Source organism: Streptomyces sp. NBC_00988 (assembly GCF_045162645.1).
Lineage (GTDB): Bacteria > Actinomycetota > Actinomycetes > Streptomycetales > Streptomycetaceae > Streptomyces.
On the sequence record NZ_CP108730.1, the window covers coordinates 940,710 to 964,189 of the forward strand.

The 23,480-nt window shown below is 70.6% G+C and carries 25 protein-coding genes; 8 read left to right on the forward strand and 17 right to left on the reverse strand.

All coding sequences use genetic code 11. The annotated features are described in order from the left end of the window. Positions 1-4 precede the first annotated feature (4 nt). Genes OG496_RS04385 through OG496_RS04405 form a run of 5 tightly spaced genes read right to left on the reverse strand, consistent with a single transcriptional unit; the run spans position 5 to position 4,177 of the window. Entirely contained in the window at positions 5-322 is a 318-nt protein-coding gene (locus OG496_RS04385) for a hypothetical protein (RefSeq protein ID WP_405969654.1), read from the reverse strand. Continuing rightward, the gene (locus tag OG496_RS04390) at positions 288-671 is read right to left on the reverse strand and encodes a hypothetical protein (RefSeq protein ID WP_328685621.1); all 384 of its coding nucleotides are present in this window, start codon (positions 669-671) and stop codon (positions 288-290) included. The genes OG496_RS04385 and OG496_RS04390 overlap by 35 nt, the downstream gene beginning before the upstream one ends. Further along, positions 668-1,375: an ABC transporter ATP-binding protein gene (locus OG496_RS04395; RefSeq protein ID WP_327406566.1), complete on the reverse strand. Its 708-nt coding sequence runs from the start codon at positions 1,373-1,375 to the stop codon at positions 668-670. The genes OG496_RS04390 and OG496_RS04395 overlap by 4 nt, the downstream gene beginning before the upstream one ends. Next, positions 1,372-2,058, reverse strand: a complete 687-nt coding sequence (locus OG496_RS04400; protein ID WP_405969655.1) for an ABC transporter ATP-binding protein — start codon at positions 2,056-2,058, stop codon at positions 1,372-1,374. The genes OG496_RS04395 and OG496_RS04400 overlap by 4 nt, the downstream gene beginning before the upstream one ends. Positions 2,059-2,062: 4 nt before the next feature. Further along, positions 2,063-4,177 (reverse strand): ABC transporter permease subunit, encoded by a 2,115-nt coding sequence (locus tag OG496_RS04405; RefSeq protein ID WP_405969656.1) that lies wholly within the window; start codon positions 4,175-4,177, stop codon positions 2,063-2,065. 210 nt (positions 4,178-4,387) lie between these two features. On the opposite strand from OG496_RS04405, the gene OG496_RS04410 reads away from it, so the two are divergent. From OG496_RS04410 to OG496_RS04425, 4 genes are read left to right on the forward strand one after another with little or no spacing between them, the layout of a single operon-like run. Continuing rightward, positions 4,388-4,783, forward strand: a complete 396-nt coding sequence (locus OG496_RS04410; RefSeq protein ID WP_405969657.1) for a nuclear transport factor 2 family protein — start codon at positions 4,388-4,390, stop codon at positions 4,781-4,783. Next, a complete protein-coding gene (locus OG496_RS04415; protein ID WP_405969658.1) occupies positions 4,780-5,895 on the forward strand; it encodes an acyl-CoA dehydrogenase family protein in 1,116 nt (371 codons plus the stop codon). Before OG496_RS04410 ends, OG496_RS04415 begins: the two co-directional genes overlap by 4 nt. 2 nt (positions 5,896-5,897) lie before the next feature. After that, positions 5,898-6,683 carry an acyl-CoA dehydrogenase family protein gene (locus tag OG496_RS04420; protein WP_405969659.1) on the forward strand — a complete coding sequence of 262 codons (786 nt, stop codon included), beginning with the start codon at positions 5,898-5,900 and terminating at the stop codon, positions 6,681-6,683. Positions 6,684-6,703: 20 nt separating this feature from the next. Continuing rightward, on the forward strand, positions 6,704-7,507 hold the full coding sequence (locus OG496_RS04425) for an acyl-CoA thioesterase (RefSeq protein WP_405969660.1): 804 nt from the start codon (positions 6,704-6,706) through the stop codon (positions 7,505-7,507). Positions 7,508-7,529: 22 nt separating this feature from the next. Here the strand turns inward: OG496_RS04425 and OG496_RS04430 are convergent, their stop codons facing one another. Genes OG496_RS04430 through OG496_RS04440 form a run of 3 tightly spaced genes read right to left on the reverse strand, consistent with a single transcriptional unit; the run spans position 7,530 to position 10,915 of the window. After that, positions 7,530-8,291 (reverse strand): SDR family NAD(P)-dependent oxidoreductase, encoded by a 762-nt coding sequence (locus OG496_RS04430; protein WP_405969661.1) that lies wholly within the window; start codon positions 8,289-8,291, stop codon positions 7,530-7,532. Positions 8,292-8,346: 55 nt separating this feature from the next. Further along, the gene (locus tag OG496_RS04435) at positions 8,347-9,495 is read right to left on the reverse strand and encodes a thiolase family protein (protein WP_405969662.1); all 1,149 of its coding nucleotides are present in this window, start codon (positions 9,493-9,495) and stop codon (positions 8,347-8,349) included. Next, positions 9,488-10,915 carry a class I adenylate-forming enzyme family protein gene (locus OG496_RS04440; RefSeq protein WP_405969663.1) on the reverse strand — a complete coding sequence of 476 codons (1,428 nt, stop codon included), beginning with the start codon at positions 10,913-10,915 and terminating at the stop codon, positions 9,488-9,490. Before OG496_RS04440 ends, OG496_RS04435 begins: the two co-directional genes overlap by 8 nt. A gap of 66 nt (positions 10,916-10,981) precedes the next feature. Between OG496_RS04440 and OG496_RS04445 the strand changes: the two genes are divergently transcribed. The 3 genes from OG496_RS04445 (at position 10,982) to OG496_RS04455 (ending at position 12,823) form a co-directional block, all read left to right on the forward strand. After that, a complete protein-coding gene (locus OG496_RS04445) occupies positions 10,982-11,743 on the forward strand; it encodes an SDR family NAD(P)-dependent oxidoreductase (protein ID WP_405969664.1) in 762 nt (253 codons plus the stop codon). 5 nt (positions 11,744-11,748) lie between these two features. Beyond that, a complete protein-coding gene (locus OG496_RS04450) occupies positions 11,749-12,510 on the forward strand; it encodes an SDR family NAD(P)-dependent oxidoreductase (protein WP_405969665.1) in 762 nt (253 codons plus the stop codon). A 127-nt stretch (positions 12,511-12,637) separates the two neighbouring features. Continuing rightward, complete coding sequence (locus OG496_RS04455; protein WP_328685609.1) at positions 12,638-12,823, forward strand: hypothetical protein; 186 nt, start codon at positions 12,638-12,640, stop codon at positions 12,821-12,823. Positions 12,824-12,875: 52 nt separating this feature from the next. Here the strand turns inward: OG496_RS04455 and OG496_RS04460 are convergent, their stop codons facing one another. Genes OG496_RS04460 through OG496_RS04500 form a run of 9 tightly spaced genes read right to left on the reverse strand, consistent with a single transcriptional unit; the run spans position 12,876 to position 22,373 of the window. Beyond that, positions 12,876-13,709, reverse strand: coding sequence for an SDR family oxidoreductase (locus OG496_RS04460; protein ID WP_405969666.1), 834 nt, complete (start codon positions 13,707-13,709; stop codon positions 12,876-12,878). Then, positions 13,706-14,161 carry a VOC family protein gene (locus tag OG496_RS04465; RefSeq protein ID WP_366492538.1) on the reverse strand — a complete coding sequence of 152 codons (456 nt, stop codon included), beginning with the start codon at positions 14,159-14,161 and terminating at the stop codon, positions 13,706-13,708. The genes OG496_RS04460 and OG496_RS04465 overlap by 4 nt, the downstream gene beginning before the upstream one ends. Continuing rightward, positions 14,158-15,216 (reverse strand): CaiB/BaiF CoA transferase family protein, encoded by a 1,059-nt coding sequence (locus tag OG496_RS04470; RefSeq protein ID WP_405969667.1) that lies wholly within the window; start codon positions 15,214-15,216, stop codon positions 14,158-14,160. The genes OG496_RS04465 and OG496_RS04470 overlap by 4 nt, the downstream gene beginning before the upstream one ends. Next, the gene (locus tag OG496_RS04475; RefSeq protein ID WP_405969668.1) at positions 15,213-16,169 is read right to left on the reverse strand and encodes an LLM class F420-dependent oxidoreductase; all 957 of its coding nucleotides are present in this window, start codon (positions 16,167-16,169) and stop codon (positions 15,213-15,215) included. The genes OG496_RS04470 and OG496_RS04475 overlap by 4 nt, the downstream gene beginning before the upstream one ends. A gap of 31 nt (positions 16,170-16,200) precedes the next feature. Next, the gene (locus OG496_RS04480) at positions 16,201-16,599 is read right to left on the reverse strand and encodes a cobalamin B12-binding domain-containing protein (protein WP_366492535.1); all 399 of its coding nucleotides are present in this window, start codon (positions 16,597-16,599) and stop codon (positions 16,201-16,203) included. Further along, positions 16,599-18,200, reverse strand: coding sequence for a methylmalonyl-CoA mutase family protein (locus OG496_RS04485; RefSeq protein ID WP_405969669.1), 1,602 nt, complete (start codon positions 18,198-18,200; stop codon positions 16,599-16,601). The genes OG496_RS04480 and OG496_RS04485 overlap by 1 nt, the downstream gene beginning before the upstream one ends. After that, positions 18,197-19,624 carry a FadD3 family acyl-CoA ligase gene (locus tag OG496_RS04490; protein WP_405969670.1) on the reverse strand — a complete coding sequence of 476 codons (1,428 nt, stop codon included), beginning with the start codon at positions 19,622-19,624 and terminating at the stop codon, positions 18,197-18,199. Before OG496_RS04490 ends, OG496_RS04485 begins: the two co-directional genes overlap by 4 nt. After that, positions 19,621-20,799: an amidohydrolase family protein gene (locus OG496_RS04495; RefSeq protein WP_405969671.1), complete on the reverse strand. Its 1,179-nt coding sequence runs from the start codon at positions 20,797-20,799 to the stop codon at positions 19,621-19,623. The genes OG496_RS04490 and OG496_RS04495 overlap by 4 nt, the downstream gene beginning before the upstream one ends. A 35-nt stretch (positions 20,800-20,834) precedes the next feature. After that, the gene (locus tag OG496_RS04500; protein WP_405969672.1) at positions 20,835-22,373 is read right to left on the reverse strand and encodes an AMP-binding protein; all 1,539 of its coding nucleotides are present in this window, start codon (positions 22,371-22,373) and stop codon (positions 20,835-20,837) included. Positions 22,374-22,437: 64 nt separating this feature from the next. On the opposite strand from OG496_RS04500, the gene OG496_RS04505 reads away from it, so the two are divergent. Continuing rightward, positions 22,438-23,478: a 2Fe-2S iron-sulfur cluster-binding protein gene (locus OG496_RS04505; RefSeq protein WP_405969673.1), complete on the forward strand. Its 1,041-nt coding sequence runs from the start codon at positions 22,438-22,440 to the stop codon at positions 23,476-23,478. Positions 23,479-23,480: the final 2 nt, after the last annotated feature.

Below are 23,480 nucleotides of genomic sequence, written 5' to 3' on the forward strand. Positions count from 1 at the left end.
TCGGTCAGTCGGAGGCGGGCAGCGGCTTGGCCGCCTTCAGGGTCATGGGGGCGCCGTCACAGGTGAGTTCGCCCGCGCCGGAGGCGGTGCAGAGCAGTTCGAGCGTCCCGGTGGTGTCGACGTACCGCTTGCCGATGAGGGTGGTGGTGCCGGCCGGTCCGGGCTTCGCCGGGGGTGCGTCGGCCGCGGGGACCAACGGGCTGCCGCCGCAGGCCAGTTGGGGCTGTACGTCGGCGGGTGCGCGGATGACGACCACGCGGGTGCCGCAGACGGCGCTGGCGAGTTGGTCACCGGGGCGCGGCGTCGGTGCCGGTGGGGTCATGGCGGAGTTCCCTTTCGAGCAGGCGGTCGGCGAGGAGTTCCACGTCGTAGGACTGACGGGCCATCCAGTACCGCAGGAAGCCGGTGAGCGAGTACCGCAGGAAGAGTGCGGAACCGACGACGCTCCCGGCGACCGCGGCCAGGCCAAGAGTGAGAGCGTCGTTCTGCACCAGCGGATCGCTGGTGTCGTGCGAGATGAAGTAGGCGCACACGCCGAGGACGACGCCGATCGTCATCAGGGCGGCGCCCGCGCGCAGCCAGAGAACGGCCCTCCCGGCGGCCGGATCCGGGATTTTCAGGACGGTGAGTTCGCGGACGAAGCGGTCCGCTCGCGTCTCGGTGGACGTCATGTGGAACTCCCCAGGTAGAGAGCGGACAGTTCGGCACGCAACCCGCCGTCGGGGTGGCCCTGCCGTTCGACCCGGCCGCGTACGAGGACGGCGGCGTGGTCGCAGATGTCGAGGACGGCGGCGGCGAACTGCTCGACGACGAGCACGGCGACGCCCTGCCGGGCGATCTCGCCGACCTGTTCGTAGAGCCGGCCGACGACCAACGGGGCGAGCCCCATGGAGAGTTCGTCGAGCAGCAGGACGGCGGGGTCGGTGGCGAGGCCGCGGGCGAGGGCGAGCATCTGCTGTTCGCCGCCGGAGAGGGTGCCCGCCGCTTGTCCGGCACACCGGGCGAGGACGGGGAAGCGGGCGAACGCGATCTCCTCGATCTCCTCGCGGCTGCGGCCGGTGAAGGTCATCATGAGGAGGTTGTCGCGCACGGACAGGTTCGGGAAGACGCCTCGTCCTTCGGGGATGAGGCAGACTCCGGCGCGGGCCAGGTCGCGAGGGTCGGCGCCGGTCATGTCCCGTCCGCCGAGGACGAGTTGGCCCGATTCGACGGGGTGGACTCCGGCGGCGACGCGCAGGGTGGTGGTCTTTCCGGCGCCGTTCGGGCCGAGGAGTGCGACCACCTGTCCGGCGGCGACGTCGAGGTCGACGCCGTGCAGGACGGTGATGCGTTCGTGGGCGGCGCGGATGCCGCGCAGTTCGAGAAGTGCGCTCACGCGTCCCCCAGGTAGGCGGCGAGTACCGTTTCGTCGCTGCGGATCACCTCGGGCGGGCCGACGGCGATGATCTTGCCGAGGTCGAGGACGTACACCTCGTCGCAGACGGCCATCACGAGGCTCATGTCGTGCTCGACGACGACGACGGCGGTTCCGTCGTCGGTGAGGGCGCGCAGGAGTTCCGCGAAGCGTTCGGTCTCCTCCGCGTCCTGTCCGGCGGCGGGTTCGTCGAGGAGAAGCACCTTCGGGCGGATCGCGAGGGCCCTTCCCACCTCGACGAGACGGCCGACTCCGGTGGGGAGGGCGTCGGGTGAGGTGTCGGCGAGGCCGGTGAGTCCGAGGCGGTGCAGGATCTCGGTGACGACCTGGTCCGCGCGGCGGCGTTCGGGGCCGAGTTCGGCGGCGACGAGGAGGTTGTCGCGCACGCTGAGCCGGCCGAACAGTTCCAGACGTTGGAAGGTGCGGGCGAGTCCGTGCCGGGCGCGGGCGGAGGGCCGGGCCCGGGTGACGTCCCGGCCGTCCAGCCGGACCTGCCCGGAGGAGGGCCTGCGGAGTCCGGAGGCGACGTCGAACAGGGTACTTTTCCCTGCCCCGTTGGGTCCGATGAGTCCGGTGACGCGGCCTGCCTCGGCGGTCAGGGCGACTCCGTCGAGAGCGCGGTTTCCGCCGAAGGAGACGGTCACTCCACTAACCTGCAGCGATGCCACGGGCCAGCACCTCCTCGTCCTCGGGGCGCCAGTCACGCCGTATGCCCCACCACTCGACGGGGATCTGCGGCTCGGCCGGAGCGGTCTGCCGGGCGGTTGCCCAGGTGCGGAGGGCGACGGCGAGGACGAGTGAACCGCCGTAGTACGTCCAGTCGTTGATCACGTCGGTGAAGCGCAGGGCCCAGGCCGGGGCGAGGGCGCAGAGCAGGATGGACAGGGCGATGCGGTCGCGGGCGAGGGGCTCCCACTGGCGGCGGAAGCGGGGGACGATGCCGTCCGGGTTGTGGCCGAGGCCGACACCGGCGAGGCCGGGGAGAAGGGCGACCAGGTTCGCGGTGCCGGGCGCGATGGCGATCAGGGCGTTCGTCGGGCCGGCGAACGCGGTGCCGGCGAAGAGCCCGTTGCCGACCGCGCCGAGTCCGCCGACCACGGCGACGAGGAAGATGGGCAGGCCTGCGATGAGGCTGAACTGGCCCGCGGTGACGGTGCGTTGCTGCATTCCGTAGAGCGCACCGCCGAGTCCGGCGATGCCGGAGGCGAGGGCGAACACGGCGACCTTGGCGACCAGCAGGTTGCCGCCGAGGGTGGCGTAGGCGGCCTCGCTGTCGCGCAGGGCGATCAGCCGCCGGCCGAAGCGGCTGCGGCGCAGGGCCGCCACGCCGATCGAGGCGAGCGCGAGACAGACGGCGGCGAACACCATCAACTCCCGTCCGCTGTCGAGCCGGAGGCCGAACAGGTCGGGACCGGTGGCGTCGACCGAACCCTGGTCGAACAGGGCGATCCGCAGGCCGAGGACGTGGAAGGCCGGCAGGGTGAAGATCCACCGGTCGAGGATCACGGCGAACGCGGCGGTGCCCAGGGCGAGATACACGCCGGAGAGCCGCAGCGCGGGCAGTGCGACCAGCGCGCCGGCCACCGCGGAGACGAGGACCGTCGCGCCGAGCGCCCACAGTTCGCCGTGGGCGCCGAGGTGTGCCCAGACGACCGCGCCGATGCCGGCCATGCTCAGCTGGCACAGGGAGACCTGTCCGGCGTACCCGGCGAGCGGGACGTACGAGAGCGCCACCACGCCCAGCGAGAAGATCGCTCCGTAGGTGATGAGGTCGGCTTCTCCGAGGAGAGAGGCCAGTACCGCGCCGAAGGCGACGACGACCGCGGCGAACACGAGCGTGCCGCGCGCGCTCGGCACCGGCACGCGGGCCAGCCGCCGTTCACGGCCGCGCAGGCGTCGGTGCGGGAAGACCAGCAGGGCGAGGAAGAGCAGCAGGGCGGGGGCGGCGAGCCGTAGACCGGGAAGGTAGTCGTTCTGCGGGAGGTAGCCGGTCAGATAGCTCTCCATACAGCCGACGACGACCGCGCCGAGGAAGGTGAGCGGCAGGCTGCGCAGCCTGCCGAAGACAGCGGCGGTGTAGGCGCTGACGATCAGCAGGGAGAGCTGGGCGGCGTCGAGGGTGACGGTCGGGGCGATCAAGATGCCGCCGATCGCGGCCAGTTGGGTGCCGAGGATCCAGGAGACCCGGCCCGCCCGGACCGGGTCGGCGCCGGTGAGGCCGACGAGTGCCCGGTCGTCGACGGCCGCGCGCATCTCGGCTCCGGCGCGGGTGCGGTAGAGCAGGATGCGCAGGCCGGCCGCGACGGCGACGGCCACCGCCATGGTGATCGCCTGGTGCCAGGTGATGACGGCCGGGCCGAGGTGGATGGGCTTGCGGGCGGCGAAGAACATCGGCAGGGGCCGCGCCACGTTGGGGTCCCAGATCCAGCGCGCGGCCGCGATGAGGCCACTGAGCAGCGCGACCGTCATGACGAGCCGTTCTGCTTCGCCGAGTGCCTGGACGGGCCGCAGCACGAACCGCTCGACGAGCAGCCCGAAGCCCGGGGCGAGCACGAGCAGCACCACGACCAGGGCGACCGGAACGGGCCAGCCCCAGCCGACGGTCAGCTGCCAGTACATGAACGCGGACAGCATGCCGGCCGCGCCGTGCGCGAAGTTGAACACGCCGGTGGTGGTGTAGGTGAGCACGAGCCCACTGCCGATGACGGCATAGATCGCGGCCGTGCTCAGGCCGACGATCCCGAAGGTGAGGAACTGGTCCATCGCGTCGGATCTCCCCTCTCCATCGCTGGAAACTAGCTTCTCATCTACGGAGAATCAACCATTCAGACAGAGACTGTTGACGTCGCCTCACCCGCCGTGGAAATCTGCCACTCATCTGAGAGAATGCAATTCTCACTCATGGTGAAGGGTGGAAAGTCCTTGTCCTCCTTGCCCGTTCCGGCTCCTCCCCCTGGTCCGACCGACGACCTGATGGAGATCCAGCAGCTCCTCGCCCGCTACGCGGTGTGCATCACCCGCGGTGACCTGGACGGGGTGCTGGGGGTCTTCACACCCGACGGCACGTACAGCGCCTTCGGGGACTCCTACGGCCTCGACGAGTTCCCGAAGCTCGTGGCCGCCGCGCCCAAGGGGCTGTTCCTCACGGGCACGCCGGCCGTCGACCTGTCCGGCGGCACAGCGACCGGCACCCAGCCGCTCTGCTTCGTCGACCACGCCACACACGACCTGCGGATCGGCTACTACAACGACACCTACGTCCGCACGGACGAGGGCTGGCGACTGCGCACACGGGCGATGACGTTCATCCGCCGCAGCGGAGCCCACGACTCGGGCCGCCCGCACGCCTATCAGCGCCCAGGTACATGAACGTCGCCTCGGCGCCCGGGAACATGGACGTCGCCGACTTCCGCACGGGCCTGCGCACTTGGCTGGACGAGCACGACCTGTCCCCCGGCCCCGACCACACCCTCGACACCCAAGTCGCTCAACTGGCCCGGGTCCGCCAGGCGTTGTACGACGCGGACTGGATGCGGTACGGCTGGCCCGCCGAGGTGAGGGGGCTCGGCGGGCCCGCGGTGCTGAGGGCGGTGCTCGGCGAGGAGGTCGCCACAAGGGAGTTGGCCGAGCCGGGGATCTACTCGATGATCGAGGTTCTCGCCCCGACGATGATCTCGTACGCCCCTCCCGCGCTGGCCGCCGAGATGGTCCCGCGGTTGCTGAGCGGGCGTGAGCAGTGGTGCCAGGGCTTCTCCGAACCCGGCTCCGGCAGCGACCTCGCCTCCCTCACCACGCGGGCGGTTCCGCGCGGCGACCACTGGGAGATCAGCGGCCAGAAGGTGTGGACGAGCCTGGCTCAATTCGCCGCCCGCTGCGTCCTGTTGACCCGCACCGCGCCGGGCCACAACGGGATCACCGCGTTCTTCGTCGACATGGACACCCCCGGCATCACCGTCCGGCCGCTGCGCACGATGCACGGCGTGGACGAGTTCGCCGAGGTGTTCTTCGACGATGTGACGGTGCCCGCCGACCGGATGCTCGGCCGCCCCGGCGACGGCTGGCGCCTGGCGATGGACCTGCTCCCGCACGAGCGTTCCACCTGCTTCTGGCACCGGATCGCCCATCTCTACACGCGACTTGACCGCCTGCTGGCCGAGACGAGCGTCCCGGACGACGCCGAACTCGGCGCGGCCTACCTGGCGTTGCACACCGTCCGCTGCCGCTCCCACGCCACCCAGCGCCGCCTGGCCGCGGGTGAGCGGCTGGGCGCGGAGACGTCGGTCGACAAGGTCTTGCTGGCCACGGCCGAGCAACAGCTCTTCGAGACAGTGCGCGATCTGCTACCCGGCGTACTGGAGTTGACGGACACTCCGTGGCGCTCGGAGTACCTCTACGCGAAGGCGGCCACCATCTACGGCGGCACGGCCGAGATCCAGCGGAACATCATCGCGCGCCGACTGCTCGACCTCGGGAGGGAGTAGCCGTGGACGCCGCCGAAGAGCACCTGCTCGCCGAGACGCTCCGCAAGACGATGACGGCGGCCTCGGGACAGGCGCTGGACGCCGCCCTGACCGACCTCGGCTGGGCCGAACTCCTCGCGGAACAACCGGACATGGCCGTACCGCTCACGTTCCGTCTGCTGGGCGAGACGGGCGCGCACGCGCCGCTCCTGAACGACGTCCTGCTGAACGCGGCGGCCCGTCCGGTCGGCGGCACGCTGCCGCTGCCGTTCACGGGCGGCACGTGGGTCGTCTGGGACCGCGACGACGCGGCCGCCGGGACGGCCCTGGACGCCGAACTTCCCCTGCGCTCCGTGCCCGTCGGACCTTCTGTCCCCCTCGCCACCGGCCGGGTCGCGCTCGGCTGGTGGCTGCTCGGGACCGGCCGCGCCATGCTCACGCTGGCCCGCCAACACGCCGTGGACCGCGTGCAGTTCGGCCGTCCGTTGGCCTCTTTCCAGGCCGTACGGCACCGGCTCGCCGAGTCCCTCGTGGCGCTGGACGGCGCCGAGGCGACCCTGGTCGCCGCCAACGACGAGTTGGGCGCGTCGCTGGCCAAGGCGGCGGCCGGGAAGGCCGCGCTGACGGCGTCCCGGCACTGCCAGCAGGTCCTCGGCGGGATCGGTTTCACCGCCGAGCACGATCTGCACCGGCATGTCCGACGGGCCGTGGTACTGGACGGACTGCTGGGCAGCGCACGGCAGTTGACGCGCGAGGCGGGGGCACTGCTGCGGGCCGGCGGGTCCGCGCCACGGCTCGTCCACCTGTGATCGACCGAGGAGTGATATCAGTGACCGATCTGTGGAGCGACCTGCTCTCCTGCCTTGACCTCGGCACCCGGCCCGGCTCCGTGTTCGAGGGTCGCAACCAACAACTCGGCTACCACCGCATCTTCGGCGGGCAGTTGCTCGCTCAGAGCGTCCGCGCCGCCCAACTGGCCTGCCCTGAGAAGGCAGTCAAGAGCCTTCACGTGCAGTTCGCCCGCGCGGGGCGGCCACAGGAGCCAGTGCGGTACGAGGTGACGCGTCATCATGAGGGCGGCTCCTTCGCCACGTTGACGGTCGTGGCGCAGCAGACGCAGGGCGTCGCGGCCGTGGCGGCCGTATCGCTGCACTCCCATGAGGACGGTCCAGACCAGCAGATCGCGTTCCCGATGCCCCCGGTGCCGGGGGCCGAGCACGACGTGGATCTGTCGCTGCTTCCCTGGGACACCCGGGCCACCGTCGACATGGACTCGCCGAAGTCGGAGCCGCCCGAGTACGACCTGTGGATGCGCACACCGACCGTCGCGCCGGAGCTGGCCCCGGCGTTGGCGGCGTACGCGAGCGATCTGGGTCTGATCGGTACGGCGCTTCGGCCGCTCGAAGGGGTCACCCAGCACGATTCGGGAACGGCGTTCTCGTCCGCCGTCACCGCGCACACGGTGTGGTTCCACCGCCCTTTCACGACCGACGGCTGGCTTCTGCTGCGCCACCAGAGCCCGCTTCTCGCCCACGGCCGCTGCTACGGCCGCGGCGATGTGCTCACGACCCAGGGGTCCCTGGTCGCCTCGTTCGCGCAGGAGGCGTTGTTGCGCTTCCGTACGATCGCGTAGCTGCCCGTCCCCCACGCAGCGTTCAGCGCATCACCGTGCCGCCGTCGACGTTGATGACCTGGCCGTTGATCCAGGCTCCGTCGGCGGACATGAGGTGGGCCACCATGCCGGCGACGTCGTCGGCACGCCCGTGGCGGGTGCTGCGGGTGCGGGCGAGCAACGCCTCCAGCAGGTCGGGGGCCGCGCCCTCCTGGATGGCCTGCGTCAGGATCAGTCCCGGTGCGACCGCGTTGGCGCGGATGCCCTCACGGCCCCAGCGGGAGGCGACATGGCGGGCGAGGGCGTTGATGCCCGCCTTGGTCGCCGAGTACGCGGGGCGCGCGGCCTCGCCGGTGAAGGCCGCGATGGACGAGGTGTAGACGATCGCGCCGCCGCCCCGGGCCAGGAGTTCGGGAACGGCGTACCGGGTGACGAGCATGTGGCCCCGCAGATTGACGGCGAAGGTCCGGTCCCACACCGCGAGGTCCATGTCGACGACGTCCGTGTCCTGGGAGACCGCGCTCATGTCGCCCGCGTTGACGTGCACGGCGTCCAGACCGCCGTACGTCCGCACGGCGGTCCGCACGAGTTCGGCGACCGAGGCCTCGTCGGCCATGTCGAAGCCCACCGCGACCGCCTGGCCACCGGCGTCGCCAATGGCCGTGGCGGTCCGCCGGGCTCCGTCCAGGTCGAGGTCGCCGACGACGACCCTGGCGCCCTCGTCCGCGAGCCGTCGGGCAGAGGCGGCCCCCAGCCCGGTGGCCGCGCCCGCGACGAGAACGGCCTTCTCCTTCAAGCCCTCCACGTTGTTCCCTTCACGTCGTCGACGTTCTCCACCACCGGAACCGACTGCTGACGGACTATGGCGCGGGTACCTCGATGACCGTGGCCGAGCCCATGCCGCCGCCCGCGCACATCGCGGCGACGCCGATGCCGCCGCCACGGCGCCGCAGTTCGTGCACGAGCGTGACGAGCATCCGGGCGCCGGTCGCGGCGACCGGGTGGCCGAGGGAGCACCCGCTGCCGTTGACGTTCACACGGTCGGGGTCGAGGCCGAGCAGCTTCACCGCGGCGACGGGCACGGCGGCGAAGGCCTCGTTGATCTCGAAGAGGTCGACGTCGGCGGTCGAAAGTCCGGCGCGGGCAAGGGCTTTGGGGATCACCTTCACCGGGGTGAGGCCCGTCTCGGCGGGGTCGGCGCCGACCGAGGCCCACGAGCGGACGACGGCGAGGGCGGGCAGGCCAAGCCGGTCGCTGGCCACCACCAGGGCGGCGGCACCGTCGTTGGCGCCGCCCGCGTTGCCCGCCGTGATGGAGAAGCCTTCGATCTCCGGGTGGAGCGGCTTGAGCGAGGCGAGTTTCTCCAGGCTCGTGGTGCGGCGGGGGTGTTCGTCGACGGAGAACAGTCCGTGCGGTGTGCCGATGGGCGCCACCTCGGCGTCGAAACGCCCTTCGTCGATGGCGCGAATGGCGTTCTGGTGGGAGCGCAGAGCCCATGCGTCCATGTCCGCGCGGCTGAGGCCGGCCCGTACGGCGGTGTTCCAGCCGACCGTGATCGACATGTCCAGGTTGGGGGCGTCGGGCCGGTCGGGGTGTGTGGGCGGGCTCCATGGTTCGACCCACTCCCCGTCGACGCGGAAACGCTGTTTCGGGGACGTGGAAGCCGAGTTGACGCCGCCCGCGATGACGAGTTCGTCCATGCCCGCGCGGATGCTCGCCGCCGCACTCTGTACGGCGGCGAGTCCGGCGGCGCAGTGGCGGTTGTGGGCCAGGCCCGGTACAGAGGTGAGGCCGACGGTCAGTGCCGCGTGCCGGGCCACGACCCCGCCGCCGTACAGGCCCTCGCCGAGGATCACGTCGTCGATCGCGTCCGGGTCGAGGTCCTCCGTGGCGGCCGCCGCGGCGACGATGTGGTGGGCCAGGTCGAACGCGGTGGTGTCGCGCAGGGTGCCCTTGACGGCGGTGCCGACGGGCGTGCGCAGGGCGGACACGAGGACTGCTTCAGGCATGGGTGGTCTCCAACTCGGCCAGCAGGGTGCGGCGCAGCAGCTTTCCGGTCTCGGTCTTGGGGAGTTCGGCGCGGAACACGATCGCGTCGGGGGTCTTGGAGGAGCGCAGCCGGTCCTTGACCCACTGGCGGACCTCGGCCGGGTCGCCCTCGCCGACCACGACGGCCACGATCCGCTGCCCCCACTCGGGGTCGGGCACGCCGATCACGGCCGCCTCCACGATCCCGGGGTGGGCGACGAGAACGTCCTCTATCTCGGCGGGAGCGATGTTCTCGCCGCCGCGAATGATGGTGTCGTCGGCGCGTCCCTCGATGAACAGATAGCCGTCGGCGTCGAGTCGGCCGCGGTCCCGGGTGGGGAACCAGCCTTCCGCGTCGAGCGCGCTGCGTCCGCCGTACTCGCCGGAGATCTGCTCCCCGCGCACGAACACGAGCCCAGTCTCCCCGGCACGGGCCGGCTTTCCGTCGTCGTCACGGATCTCGATCTCGACTCCGGGCAACGGCCGTCCCACGGAACCGAGTCGGTCCCGTACACCCGGGTCGGATGCCGCAAGCGCCTCGCGGTGGTCGTCGGGTCCGAGGACCGCGACCGAGGAGGCCGTCTCCGTCAGGCCGTACGCGTTGACGAACCCGGTCCCGGGAAAGATCTGCAACGCCCGTTCCACCACGGGCCGCGGGGTCCTGGCGCCGCCGTAGGCGAGGCTCCGGAGCGTGGGCGTGCCGGCGTCGTCGGTCGGGACCTCCGCGACGATGCGGGCCAGCATGGTGGGGACGACGAGTGCGTGGGTGACCTGTTCGCGGCGCGCGGTCTCCAGCCACTCCCCCGCGTCGAAGGCGGACAGGTACACGAGGCGGCGGCCGGAGTAGAGGTTCGTGAGCAGGTTCATCAACCCGGCCACGTGGTACGGCGGTACGGCCACGAGTGCCGCGTCGCCCTCCTCGGCGGAGGCGAACTCCTGGGTGTTGAGGACGTAGGCCAGCAGGTGCCGGTGCCTGAGCAGGGCCGCCTTGGGTTCGGCGGTCGTGCCGCTCGTGTAGAGGACCACCGCGACGGCGTCCTGGCCCCGGGTCAACTCCGGTGCGTCGGTGCCCCCTTCGGCGTCCTTCTCGGCGCTCAGCAGGGCGTCGAGGTCGGCGGGGCGCAGGACGAGGGCGCCGGGGTGGCGGGCCAGGAGGCGGGCCAACTGGCGTTCGCCGAGGCGGTAGTTGAGCGGGATGAAGGGGATGCCCGCCAGGGCGGCGCCGAACAGGGCCACCGGGTAAGCGAGGTGACTGGGGCTCAGATAGAGCACGGCCGGGTGGCCCCGGAAGCGGTGCGCGGCGGCGTGGGCGCGGGCGAGCAGGTCCGAGGCGGTCAGGGAGCGGCCGTTCGCCGTGACCACCGGTCGGTCGCCGCCCGAGGCCACCATCTCCAGAATCATGGTTATATTCATGAGAATGCTATTCTCGTCTCACTAGAGCGCTGTTCGCAAGAGAGGAAATCCTTGATGCAGATCAGTGGGAGCTCCGCGGTGGTCGTCGGCGGGGCGGGGGGCCTGGGCGAGGCCACCGTCCGTCGGCTGCACGCAGCGGGAGCGAAGGTCGTCGTCGCCGATCTGGCCGACGAGAAGGGCAAGGCCCTGGAGCAGGAGCTGGGGGTGCGCTACGTGCGCACCGACGCGACCTCCGAGGACGACGTCCAAGCGGCCCTGGCCGAGGCGGAGTCGGCGGGACCGCTCCGCATCTCGGTGGACGCGCACGGCGGTCCGGCGAGCGGTGGCCGGCTCGTCGGCAAGGACGGCTCGCCCCTCGACCTCGCGGGTTTCCGCACGACGATCGACGTGTATCTCACCGGCGTGTTCAACGTGATGCGGCTGGCCGCGGCCGCCATCGCCCGCCAGGAGTCCGCCGAGGGCGGCCGAGGTGTCATCGTCAGCACGGCCTCGATCGCCGCGTACGAGGGCCAGATCGGCCAACTCCCTTACGCGGCAGCGAAGGGCGGGGTCGTCAGCATGACCCTGGTCGCCGCCCGCGACCTCTCCCCGCTCGGCATCCGGGTCGTCACGATCGCGCCGGGCACCTTCAACACTCCGGCCTACGGCAAGGCGGGCGACCAGTTGGAGGCCTACTGGGGGCCGCAGATCCCATACCCGAAGCGGATGGGGCTGCCGGTCGAGTACGCGGGTCTCGTGCAGCACATCGTCGAGAACGACTATCTCAACGGCGAGGTCGTCCGTCTCGACGGCGCCCTCCGGTTCCCGCCGAAGTAACCGGCATGAGTCAAGTGACGGGCATGAGCGGGCAGTTGAAGGGCAAGGTCGCGTTCGTCGCGGGCGCCAGCCGCGGCATCGGCCGTACGGTCGCGGTGGCGCTCGCGGAGGCGGGCGCCTCGGTCGCCGTGGCCGCGCGTTCCGAGCGGGAAGGCCGACTGCCCGGGACGATCCACTCGGTCGCGGACCGGATCACCGCGGCGGGCGGACGCGCGCTGCCGGTGCCCTGTGACGTGAGCGACGAGGCGTCGGTCGACGCGGCTGTCGCCGCCACCGTCGCGGAGTTCGGCGGAATCGACATTCTTGTCGCCAACGCCGGGGTGCTGTGGCTCGGCCCGGTCGAGTCGACGCCGCTCAAACGCTGGCAGTTGTCGCTGGACGTCAATCTGACCGGGGTGTTCCTGGTGACCCGCGCGGTGATTCCGCATGTACGGGCGCGTGGCGGTGGCTCGTTGGTGGCCGTGACGACCGGCGGGGTGGGCATGACGGACCGGGGCGCCAACGCGTACTGGGTGTCCAAGGCGGCGGTCGAGCGCCTCTACCTGGGCCTCGCCACCGACCTGCGGAAGGACAACATCGCCGTCAACTGCCTTGCCCCGTCACGGGTGGTGCTCACGGAGGGCTGGCAGGCGGGTGGCGGGGGCCGGGAGATCCCGCCGGAGATGGTGGAGCCTCCGGAGGCGATGGCGCGGGCCGCGGTCCTCCTCGCGGGCCAGGACGCGACCGGCCTCACGGGAACCGTCCAGCGCTCGGAATCCCTTGCCTGAAAGGCAGTTGGCCTGCGCGCGACGCGGGATGCGCATGACTGTTCGGCATCTTCCGGGGCACTCGGGAGACAACGGCGCAGCCACCGGGATCACCGGTGGCTCGCCGTCTATCCGTAGGGGTTAACAGATGCTTGCATTCGTGGCGGCCGCACTCTTCTTCATCGCCTTCATCATCCGTGTCACCGAGACGTCGACCCAGATCGTCTTCAGTTCGACGAGCCTCATGCTTCTCGGGCTCGCCTTCCTCGCCGCGCACTCGGCCGGCGTGGGGTCCGGCTGGTCCGCCCGGCGGAGCAGCGGCCGTCGGCGCTGAGGAAGCGGCGCGCTCCCTCGACAGCGCGCCTCCTCGGACAGCCGTCGACCGGTCACCGCCCGGCGCGTTCTCGCACCGCCGCACAGACCCCACCGTCGACGAGAACGTCGATTCCGGAAACGAAAGCGGCCTCGTCCGACAGCAGGAACGCCACCGCAGCCGCGACGTCCTCGGCCCGGCCCACCCGCCCGAGCGGCGTCTGCTCCACCAGAGCGGCCATGGCGGGCTGGGCCGAGGCCTCCTGTTGTCCCTGAGGAGTGTCGATGACACCCGGCGACACGGAACACACCCGGGCGCCGTACGGCCCGAGCCGCACCGCCTCCCGCCGTACGAACCGGTGCACCCCGTACTTGGCCCACGCGTACGCGAGACCGGTGTTCTCCACGGCAGGCCCGAGGGCCCCGCGCAGCCGGTCGAGAAAGTCGTCCCGGAGCGGATCGTCGAGGACCGCCGCCACGTCGGGATCGGCCTCCAGGTTGCCGAGGAGCGGGGCCATCGAGGCGAAGCACACCATCGCGGTCCCCTCGGTGGCGAGCGGGCGGAGTGCCTCGGCCAGGCGTGCGGTGCCGACGAGGTCGACCTCGAAGATGCGCCGCCAGTCGGCCATGGTGGGCGAGATTCCGGCCGCGTGGGAAACTGCCCTCAGCGAGCCCAACTCGGCTACGCAGGCGGCGAGTCGGGACAGTCCAGCCTTGTCGGTGATGTCGAGGACGAAGGGTTCGACCTCGATCTCCCCGTCCGCAGCGGCCAGTTCCTTCGCCGCGGCGGTCACGGCCAGCTCGTCCCGGTCCACCAGCAGCAGTGTGTCCACCAGTTCGGTGAGCCGCCGCGCGCAGGCCAGTCCCATGCCGCGCCCGGCCCCGGTCGCGATGCCTACGGTCGTCATGCGTCCTCTCCTCCGTGACCCCAGAGCTTCTCCAGTCCCGGTCGCGCCACCCGGTCCACGAGTTCCACGAGCAGTCCGCTCGGGCCGCGCAGAAAGGCGAAGGGCGCACCGCCGGAGCCGGACCGGCTCGCCTCGGTCACGAAGCCCTGTCGGGTGAGTTCGGCCGCATCCGCGGCGACGTCGTCGGACCAGTAGCCGACGTGGTGCACACCGCCACCCGCCACCGGTTCCCACAGCGTTCCCGGGATACGGCGGACGATCTCCAGTCGGGGCACCGTCCGGGAGTAGGCACAGCTGATGTCGAGAACGGCGTTTCCAGTCGGCAGAATCAGCGGAACCGACCCGCCGATCTCGGCGCACCACTCGTACCCGAACGCGGCCGAGAACTCGGCCAGCGCCCCGTCGAAGTCCTCGACCACAAGCCCGAGATGGAACTGGTCCTCCGCCCTCACGACTCCCCCACCACCCCGGAAGCGTCATGCTCACCCAGGCGGGGCGGCGGCCCGTACTCCGGCTCGTACCCCTCGACCCGCACAGAACTGCGCACCAGCCGGAAGTCCCCCGCCGTCACCACGGCCTCCGGCGTCGCCGCCAGCGCCTGCGGCAACGTTCGTACGGCGGCGGCCGGCACCCCGAGCGGACGCAGCCGCGCCTCCCAGGCTGCGGCGGTTTCGCCCGCCAGGGCATCCGTCACGGCGGCGAGCACCTCCTCGCGGCGCTCCGCGCGTTCGGCCATGGTGGGGAATCCCTGGACGCCGGCCTCGGCGGCGAAGGACTTCCAGAAGCCGTCGTGGGTGATGAAGAGCGCCAAGTAGCCCTCGGCGGTGGGAAAGAGCTGGGCCGGAACGTAGTAGGAGTGCGCGCCGAGCGGCAGTCGGCGCGGTTCGACGCCCTCGTTGAGATAGGCGGAGGCGCGGTAGTTGAGCTGAGAGAGCATCACATCCCGTAAGGACACCTCCACTTGGCCGCCGCGCCCGGAGACGATCTGGGCGAGGAGCCCCAACGCGGCTGTCAGGCCTGAGGAGTTGTCGGCTGAGGAGTAGCCGGGCAGGGTCGGCGGCGCGTCCGGGTCGCCGGTCAGCGCGGCGACACCCGTGGCCGCCTGGACCACATAGTCAAAGGCGGGCTCGTCGCCCGCCTCCAGCCCGTATCCGGTGAGCGCGACGCACACGATCCGGTCGTTCCACTTGCGCAGCACGTCGTAGGTCAGGCCCAGTCGGTGGATGGCCGACGGTTTGAGGTTGACGAGCAACGCGTGGGCGTCTACGACGAGTTCACCTAGCCGGGCCTGTCCGTCGTCGGTCGTGAGGTCGAGGCGGATGCTGCGTTTGCCGCGGTTGAGGCTGGCGAAGTAGGCGTCGCTCACCTGGCGGGAGATGTCCCCGCCGGGCGGTTCGATCTTGGTGACCTCGGCGCCGAGGTCGGCGAGCATCATCGTGGCGTAGGGGCCGGCCAGCATGTGGCCGACCTCCAGGATGCGGATGCCGTCGAGCGGTCCGGCGGTCATCGCAGGTCCGCGGCGAGGGCGGCGAGCATGTCGCGGGTGCGGTACTTGGAGGCGACCAGTTCGTCGCGGTTCTCGCCGATGGGCAGCAGCCGTACGGAGAGATCGGTGACCCCGGCGTCCGCGAACCGCTTGAAACGGGCGGCAATGGCGTTCTCGTCGCCCGCCGCGCACAGGTCGCCGACGTCGCGGGCGTCGCCGTACTCAAGGACCCGTTGGTAGTTGGGCGAGATCTCGGCCTCGCCGAGGATGCGGTTGGCGCGCTCGCGGGCCTCGTCGACGCGGTCGGGGCCGCACAGGCAGACCGGGATGCCCGCGACGATCCGCGGTGCCGGGCGTCCGGCGCTCTCGGCGGCCTTGGTGATGCGGGGGACGACGTGTTCGGCGACGGCACGTTCGTCGGCCATCCACAGCACGGTCCCGTCGGCGCGTTCCCCGGCGAGGTTGAGCATGACCGGGCCGAGGGCCGCGATCAGGACCGGCAGCGGGGAGACGGGGGCGAGCGTGAGCGGGTTGTGGACGGTGAAAGTGTCGTTCTCGACATCGACCATGTCCGTTCCGCCGAACGCGGCGTCCAGGACGTCGAGGTAGTCGCGGGTGAAGGCGGCCGGTTTCTCGTACGGCAGTCCCAGCATGTCCCGGATGATCCAGTGGTGGGACGGTCCGAGGCCCAGTGCAAGCCGTCCTCCTGCCGCTGCCTGGGCCGAAATCGCCTGCCGGGCAAGGGCGATGGGGTGCTGGGTCTGCAACGGGACGACAGCGGTGCCGAGTTCGATCCGCTCGGTGCGCGCGCCCATCAGCGCGATCGCGGTGAGCGCGTCGAAGTCGGTAGGGATCTGCGGCACCCACACGGTGTCGAAACCGGCCTTCTCGGCCCATGTCACGTCGTCGATCATCCGCGTGACCTTGCGGACCGAGTCCCCGCGGTCGGGCCCGATCATCACTCCGATACGCACGCTGCCTCCAGGTTTTCGGGTCGCCGCCGGGTCATGGCGAGGTGACGGATGTCAGAGCGCGCATCTGGGCCACGAGGGCGTCGAGCGGCGTGCCGGTGGGGAAGACCGCGGCGGCTCCCGCGGTGAGCAGTTTCGGTACGTCGGCCGGCGGGATGGTGCCGCCCACCACGACGGCGATGTCCTCGGACCCCGTGGCGCGCAGTGCCTCGATCACTCGGGTGGTGAGAGCGAGGTGTGCGCCGGAGAGAATGCTGAGGCCGACGACGGCCACGTCCTCCTGGACGGCGACGGCCACGATGTCGTCGACGCGCTGCCGGATCCCGGTGAAGATGACCTCGAAGCCCGCGTCGCGCAGGGTCCGCGCGACGATCTTGGCACCGCGGTCGTGTCCGTCGAGCCCTGGTTTGGCGACCAGTACGCGGGCTTTCATCAGAACACCACCGGTTGCTGGAACTCGCCCCAGACCGCCTTGAGCGCGGCGACCATCTCGCCGACCGTGCAGTAGGCGTTGGCGCAGTCGACCAGGATGGGCATGAGGTTCTCGGTGCCTTCCGCGGCGCGGGTCAGTTCGGCGAGGCGTTGCCGTACGACGGATGCGTCGCGGGTGGCCTTGACGTCGGCGAGCCGTTTCAGCTGCCGGTCGCGGCCTTCGGCGTCGAGTTCGTACGTGGCGAGGTCGGGCGGGGGTTCCTCGGAGACGAAGCGGTTGACGCCGACGACCGGCCGGGTGCCGGCCTCGACCTCGCGGTGCAACTGGTAGGCCTCGTCGGCGATGAGGGTCTGCAGATAGCCGTCCTCGATGGCGCGGACCATGCCGCCGTAGCGCTCCAGGTCGTCCATGATCTCGACGATGCGGGCCTCGGTGGCGTCGGTGAGCGCCTCGACGAAGTACGAGCCGCCGAGCGGGTCCGCGACCCTGGTAACGCCCGTCTCATGAGCGAGAATCTGCTGTGTGCGCAGCGCGAGTGTCGCCGACTCCTCGCTGGGCAGGGCGAACGGCTCGTCCCAGGCGGCCGTGAACATCGACTGGACCCCGCCGAGGACCGAGGCGAGCGCCTCGTAGGCCACGCGGACGGTGTTGTTCTGCGCCTGGGGCGCGTACAGCGAGGCGCCTCCGGCCACGCAGCCGAAGCGGAACATGGCCGCCTTGTCGCTGTCCGCCCCGTACCGCTCGCGCACGATGGTCGCCCAACGCCTGCGTCCGGCACGGTACTTGGCGACCTCCTCGAAGAAGTCGCCGTGTGTGTAGAAGAAGAAGGAGACCTGCGGGGCGAACTGATCGATCGTCATACGGCCGCGGGCCAGCACCGTGTCGCAGTAGGTGACCCCGTCCGCGAGCGTGAAGGCCATCTCCTGCACGGCGTTGGCGCCGGCGTCGCGGAAGTGCGAGCCGGCGACCGAGATCGCGTTGAAGCGCGGTACTTCGGCCGCGCAGAACTCGATGGTGTCGGCGATGAGTCGGAGGGACGGTTCGGCGGGCCAGATCCAAGTGCCCCTGGAGGCGTACTCCTTGAGGATGTCGTTCTGGATCGTCCCGGTGAGTTTCGCCCGTGGCACGCCCGCCCGTTCGGCCGCCGCGACGTAGAAGGCGAGCAGGATCGCGGCCGTTCCGTTGATGGTGAAGCTGGTGCTGATCTTGTCGAGCGGGATGCCTTCGAAGAGGACCTCGGCGTCGGCGAGTGTGTCCACGGCGACGCCCACCCGGCCCACCTCCTCGGCCACTTCGGGGTCGTCGGAGTCGTAGCCGCACTGGGTGGGCAGGTCGAGCGCCACGGAGAGTCCGGTGCCGCCCTGTCGGAGGAGGTAGTGGTAGCGGAGGTTGGAGGATTCGGCGGTGCCGAAGCCGGAGTACTGGCGCAGCGTCCACAGCCGTCCCCGGTAGCCGGTGGCGTAATTGCCGCGTGTGAAGGGGAAGTTGCCCGGCGCGGGCGGCGGGGTGTCGACGTCGTCGGGGCCGTAGACCGGTTTGAGGGGCAGGCCGGACGCGGTCCGGACGAGGTCGTCGCCCTGGGGCGGTGTGGGAGGCGTCATCGCAGGAGGTCCTTCATCACTTTTCCGGTGGCGTTCAGCGGCAGTTCCGTGCGGAACTCCACGGTCCGGGGCACCTTGAACCCGGCCATGCGGAGCCGGCTCCACTCGATCAACTCGTCGGCGGTCAGCGGCTGTCGGAGGACGACGAATGCCCTGCCGACCTGTCCCATCCGCTCGTCGGGGACGCCGATCACTGCGGCCTGGGCGACCGCCGGGTGTGCCATCAGGAAGCCCTCGATCTCGGCCGGGTAGGCGTTGAAGCCGCCGACGATGAACATGTCCTTCTTGCGGCCTACGATCCTCAAATAACCGCGCTCGTCGAGCGTGCCGAGGTCCCCGGTGTGCAGCCAGCCGTCCTCGTCGATGGCCTCGGCGGTCGCGTCGGGGTCGTTGAAGTAGCCGCGCATCACGCTGTAGCCCCGGACCAACACCTCGCCGTCGTCGGCGACTTGGACCTCGACGCCGTCGCAGGGAGTGCCGACGGTGGTGGCGATGTCCTCGAAGGAGTCGCCGGGCCGGGTGGCGGTGGCGGTGCCCGCCTCGGTCAGGCCGTAGCCCGTCATGATCGAGGTGAAGGGCAGTTCGGTCATCACGCGGCGGATCAGCTCGACGGGGATGTCGGCGGCCCCGGTCACCGCAACTCGCAGTGAGGACAGGTCTCTTGTGCCACGGTCGGTGAGCAGCGAGTGGTAGAGCGTGGGCGGGCCGGGCAGGACCGTCACCTTCTCGCGCTCGACCAGGTCGAGGACGGTGTCCACGTCGAAGACGGGCACGGGCAGGATGGTCATGCCGCGGATGAGCGACGCGACCATGCCCGCCTTGAAGCCGAAGATGTGGAAGAACGGGTTGACGATCAGATAGCGGTCGCCCTCCCTGACCCCGGCCAGGTCGCACCACTCCGCGTACAGCCGGAGCGTCTGGGCGTGGGTCATCAGGACGCCCTTGGGCCGGCCGGTGGTGCCCGAGGTGAAGACGATGTCACTGACCTGGTCGCCGGTCACCTTCCGCTCGAAGGGTGAACCGCTCGCCAGGAAGCCGGACTTGAGGTCGATGACCGGCACACCGGGCGGTGCCGTGAAGTCCAGGCCGAGGAAGCCCTCCTGGACGAGAACGGCCTTCGCACCGCTGCGCACGATGATGTCGTGCGCCTCGTCCGCCTTGAAGCGGGTGTTCACCGGCACCACCACACCGCCCGCGGTCATGAGACCGAAGGCGGCGACGATCCACTCGGCGGAGTTGGGCGCCCAGATCGCGACCCGGTCGCCCTGCTCCACCCCGGCCGACGCGAACGCACCCGCAGCCACACGCACCCGCTCGACCAGCTCGGTGAACGTGAGGCGGAGCGGGCCGTCCACCACGGCTTCGGCATCACCGAAGCGGTCGGCCGCGCTCAGCACCATCTGCGGGATGCTCTCCCAGGTCATACGCCGATCAACCGGGCGAGGTTGCCGCCCATGATCTTGGCCTGGTCGGCCTCCTTCATGCCCTGGAGCGCGTCGATGTAGGAGACCGGGTCGGCCAGCCCCTCGGGGTGCGGGTAGTCGGACCCGAACAGGACGCGCTCGACCCCGACAACCTCGGAGAGCGCGGCCATGTCCTCCTCCCAGAACGGGCTGATGTGGATGCGCTTCCTGACCTCCTCGACCGGGTCGCCCAGGAAGCCCTTCGGCTGCTTCTTGTAGGTGCTGCCCAGTTGGTCGAGCAGCGGCAGCAGCCAGGAAGAGCCGTTCTCGATGACCGAGACCTTCAGTTCCGGGAATCGGAACAGGGCTCCGTGGCAGACCCAGGACGCGACCGCGTCGGTGACCGGGCGCCATTCGGACATCATCCGGAAGACCTGCGCCTGGAACGGCGTCATCTCCTGGCTCTTGCCCTCCCAGTCGCTGGAGTAGCGCGAGTAGCCGCTGTCGGAGGAGTGCATGGCCACCAGCACGCCCGCCTCCTCGACCCGCTTCCAGAACGGGTCGAACTCCGGCAGCGCGAAGGACCGCGACCCGCCGTAGCCGGGGACCGGGGCGGGCCGGATGAGAATGACCCTCGCGCCGCGCTCCAGGCACCACTCCAGTTCGGCGATCGCCTTGTCCAGGATCGGCAGACTGATCACCGGGGTGGTGAAAATGCGGTTCTTGTAGTTGAACTGCCAGGTCTCGTGCAGCCATTGGTTGAGGGCGTGCACGACGACATGGATCAACTCCGGGTCGTCCCGCATCCGCTCCTCGACCAGGCTGGCGAGGGTCGGGAACATCAGGGTCTGCTGGATGCCCAGGTCGTCCATGAGCGCCAGGCGGGGCCCGGGCTCGCGGAACGCGGGGATCGACCGCATCGGCTCGCCGAACAGCTCCCGGTGGGACTTGCCCTCCGGGTTCCCCTCGCGGAAGTAGTCCTCCCACGCACCGGGCCTGGCTACAACCTCGAACGTCGGGTTGGGGATGTAGTCGCTGATCTGACCACGGATGGCGATCTTCGTACGGCCCTTCACCTGCACGTACTGGATGGCGCTCGCGTACTGCTTGGGCAGGTACCGGGTGAGCGCATCCTCCGTCTCGTACAGGTGGTTGTCCGCGTCGAACAGTGGATACGGCGGCACGCGCGATGGCATGAGATCCTCCTTCGCATATTGCGAGAATCCTATTCTCACTCTTGATGGGCGGCAATATCCTTGCGGAGAACGAACTTCCGGACCTTGCCGCTGGCGGTCCGCGGGAAGTCCTCGACGATGTGCAGTTCCTCCGGCCACTTCTGACGGGCCAGGCCCGCCGCGGCGAAGTGGGCGCGCAGGTCGTCGAGGGTGGGTTCGGGGTGGCCGGACCGCAGTCGTACGACGGCTGCCGCGCGCTCTCCGAGGCGGGCGTCCGGGGCGGCCACGACCGCGGCCTCGGCGACGGCCGGCAGGGCGAGGAGAACCTCCTCCACCTCCAGCGCGCCGATGTTCTCGCCGCCGCGGATGATGATGTCCGCCTTGCGGTCGGTGATGGTCAGGTAGCCGTCCTCGTCGAACTCACCGATGTCGCCGGTGCGGTACCAGCCGTCCTCGTCGAAGGCCTGCCCGGTGAGGGCCGGGTCGGTGTAGCCGAGGCACAGGTCCGGGCCGCGGCTGAGGATCTCGCCGTCCTCGGCGAGCCGGATCTCCACTCCGGCCAGCGCGTCGCCGTCGGTGTAGAGCCGCTTGCCCTCGGGCGCGGTGTGGGCCGAGGCGGTGATCGAGGGGTGCTCGGTGCTGCCGTAGGCGCGGAAGACCGTGATGCCGAGGTCGGCGAGGCGTCTGGTCACCGCGTTCGGTACGGCCGCGCCGCCGAGGCCCGCGTACTTCATGCGCGTGAGGTGGCCGGGCGTGAAGTCGGGGTGGTCGAGGAGGCTCGTCATGTAGTACGCGGCGCCGCCTCCGACGGTGAGGCCGTCGCGGGCCATCAACTCCAGGGCGAGGCCCGGGTCCCAGGTGTCGGCGAGGTTCACCGGGCTGCCGTCGAGGACGGGGATCAGGAAGGCGTTCACCATGCCGATGAAGTGGCCGACGGGCGCGGAGGTGAGTTGGTCGCCCCGGTCGGGCGGGTAACGGCCGGCGAGTTGGCGGGTCTCGAAGCCCAGGGTGCGGTGGCTGTGCACAACTCCCTTGGGGTCGCGGGTCGTTCCCGAGGTGAAGGCGATCAGCGCGGGTCCTGACGGGTCCGTCGGTACGACGCCGACGAGCGGTTCGTCGGCGAGCAGCTCGTCGAAGTCCCGCCCCACGACGCCGACCACGGGGATCTTCGCGCTCAGCTCGGGGTCGTGGCGCAGGTGCCCGAAGCGTTCGGCGGTGACGAAGACCTTGGGCTGGACCGTGTCCAGGATGTAGCCGACTTCCTTGCGGCCGTAGAAGTGGACGACCGGCACCACGACCGCGCCGAGGAACGCCGAGGCCCAGAAGACCGCCGCCGCCTCCATCCAGTTGGGCAGTTGGAGGGCCACGACGTCACCGGGGCCGATGCCCCGCTCGCGCAGTCCGGCGGCCAGTCGGCGGGCGGTCGACTCGACCTCGGCGAAGGTCCCTTCCCAGGGGCGCACCGCCGAGTGCACGCGGAACACGGCCCCCGGGGCGGCCGCCAGTCCCCGCGTCAGCAGGTCACCGATCGTCTCACTGGTCCACCAGCCCTCCGCCTCATAGCGGTTGACGAGTTCAGCGGGGATCGTTCGCACGACAGGAACTTCCTCTCGTCATTGAGAATTGCACTCTCTCAGAGCGAGAAGGTAAATTCCATACATGGGACGAGACCACGGGTTCCACCCGGTGCGGATCACACGGATCATCCAGGAGACGCCCGACACACGGACGTACGTACTCGACGCGCCCTTCCCGTACCGGGCGGGCCAGTTCGTGACGATCAAGGCCTGTGGCACGCTGCGCAGTTACTCCATGTCCAGTTCGCCGGAGACGGACACCGAGTTGATGACGACGGTGAAGCGGGTTCCGGGGGGTCTGGTGTCCAACTGGATGCACGACCATCTCGCGCCCGGCGACGTCGTCGAAACCACCCTTCCAGCAGGCGTGTTCTGTCTGCGGGAGGGCGACGAGGTGGGCGGCGCGCGGGAGTTGGCCGCACCGGTCGTGGCGTTCTGCGGGGGCAGCGGGATCACGCCGATCCTGTCGCTCGCCAAGTCGGCGCTGGCCGGCACCGGGCGCCCGGTGCGGGTGCTGGCCGCCGACCGGGACGCCGGTTCCGTCATCTTCGCCGCCGCGCTGGGCGAGCTGACCGAGCGGTACCCGGACCGGTTCGAGGTCCGGCACCACCTCGACGACCGGCAGGGCTTCGCCACCGCGGACCAGGTACGGGAGTTCGCGGGCGGCGACCCGGACGCGGACTTCTACCTCTGCGGGCCCGCGCCCTTCATGGAGCTGGTGGAGAACGCGCTTTTCGCCCACGGTGTCGCCCCGGAGCGGATCTTCGTCGAGCGGTTCGCGCAGGCCGCCACCGATCGCCCGCTCCACGAGAACTCCGAGCAGGAACCCGAGGAACCGACCGAACAGGACGGCACCCTCACGCTCGTGATCTCCGGCAAGCGGCACACGCTCGCGCAGCGCTCCGGCGAGACGTTCCTGGAGAGCGCGCGTCGGGCCGGTCTGGCCCCGCCGTTCTCCTGCGAGGCGGGCAACTGCGCCACCTGCATCGCCCAGGTCACCGAGGGCGAGGCCAGGATGCGCGTCAACAACGCGCTCGACGAGGACGAGATCGCCGAGGGCTGGGTCCTGACCTGCCAGGGCGAGCCGACCACACCGCACGTCACTGTCGAATACGAGGACTGAGG

Excerpts from the sequence above, each read along its gene's own strand:
- OG496_RS04470 (WP_405969667.1), bottom strand. The coding sequence starts at position 15,216 with ATGACCGCCGGACCGCTCGACGGCATCCGCATCCTGGAGGTCGGCCAC.
- OG496_RS04490 (WP_405969670.1), bottom strand. The coding sequence starts at position 19,624 with ATGACCTGGGAGAGCATCCCGCAGATGGTGCTGAGCGCGGCCGACCGC.
- OG496_RS04505 (WP_405969673.1), top strand. The coding sequence starts at position 22,438 with ATGGGACGAGACCACGGGTTCCACCCGGTGCGGATCACACGGATCATC.
- OG496_RS04435 (WP_405969662.1), bottom strand. The coding sequence starts at position 9,495 with ATGCCTGAAGCAGTCCTCGTGTCCGCCCTGCGCACGCCCGTCGGCACC.
- OG496_RS04455 (WP_328685609.1), top strand. The coding sequence starts at position 12,638 with ATGCTTGCATTCGTGGCGGCCGCACTCTTCTTCATCGCCTTCATCATC.
- OG496_RS04495 (WP_405969671.1), bottom strand. The coding sequence starts at position 20,799 with ATGCCATCGCGCGTGCCGCCGTATCCACTGTTCGACGCGGACAACCAC.
- OG496_RS04485 (WP_405969669.1), bottom strand. The coding sequence starts at position 18,200 with ATGACGCCTCCCACACCGCCCCAGGGCGACGACCTCGTCCGGACCGCG.
- OG496_RS04445 (WP_405969664.1), top strand. The coding sequence starts at position 10,982 with ATGCAGATCAGTGGGAGCTCCGCGGTGGTCGTCGGCGGGGCGGGGGGC.
- OG496_RS04440 (WP_405969663.1), bottom strand. The coding sequence starts at position 10,915 with ATGATTCTGGAGATGGTGGCCTCGGGCGGCGACCGACCGGTGGTCACG.
- OG496_RS04405 (WP_405969656.1), bottom strand. The coding sequence starts at position 4,177 with ATGGACCAGTTCCTCACCTTCGGGATCGTCGGCCTGAGCACGGCCGCG.
- OG496_RS04480 (WP_366492535.1), bottom strand. The coding sequence starts at position 16,599 with ATGAAAGCCCGCGTACTGGTCGCCAAACCAGGGCTCGACGGACACGAC.
- OG496_RS04415 (WP_405969658.1), top strand. The coding sequence starts at position 4,780 with ATGAACGTCGCCTCGGCGCCCGGGAACATGGACGTCGCCGACTTCCGC.
- OG496_RS04390 (WP_328685621.1), bottom strand. The coding sequence starts at position 671 with ATGACGTCCACCGAGACGCGAGCGGACCGCTTCGTCCGCGAACTCACC.
- OG496_RS04460 (WP_405969666.1), bottom strand. The coding sequence starts at position 13,709 with ATGACGACCGTAGGCATCGCGACCGGGGCCGGGCGCGGCATGGGACTG.
- OG496_RS04450 (WP_405969665.1), top strand. The coding sequence starts at position 11,749 with ATGAGTCAAGTGACGGGCATGAGCGGGCAGTTGAAGGGCAAGGTCGCG.
- OG496_RS04385 (WP_405969654.1), bottom strand. The coding sequence starts at position 322 with ATGACCCCACCGGCACCGACGCCGCGCCCCGGTGACCAACTCGCCAGC.
- OG496_RS04410 (WP_405969657.1), top strand. The coding sequence starts at position 4,388 with ATGGAGATCCAGCAGCTCCTCGCCCGCTACGCGGTGTGCATCACCCGC.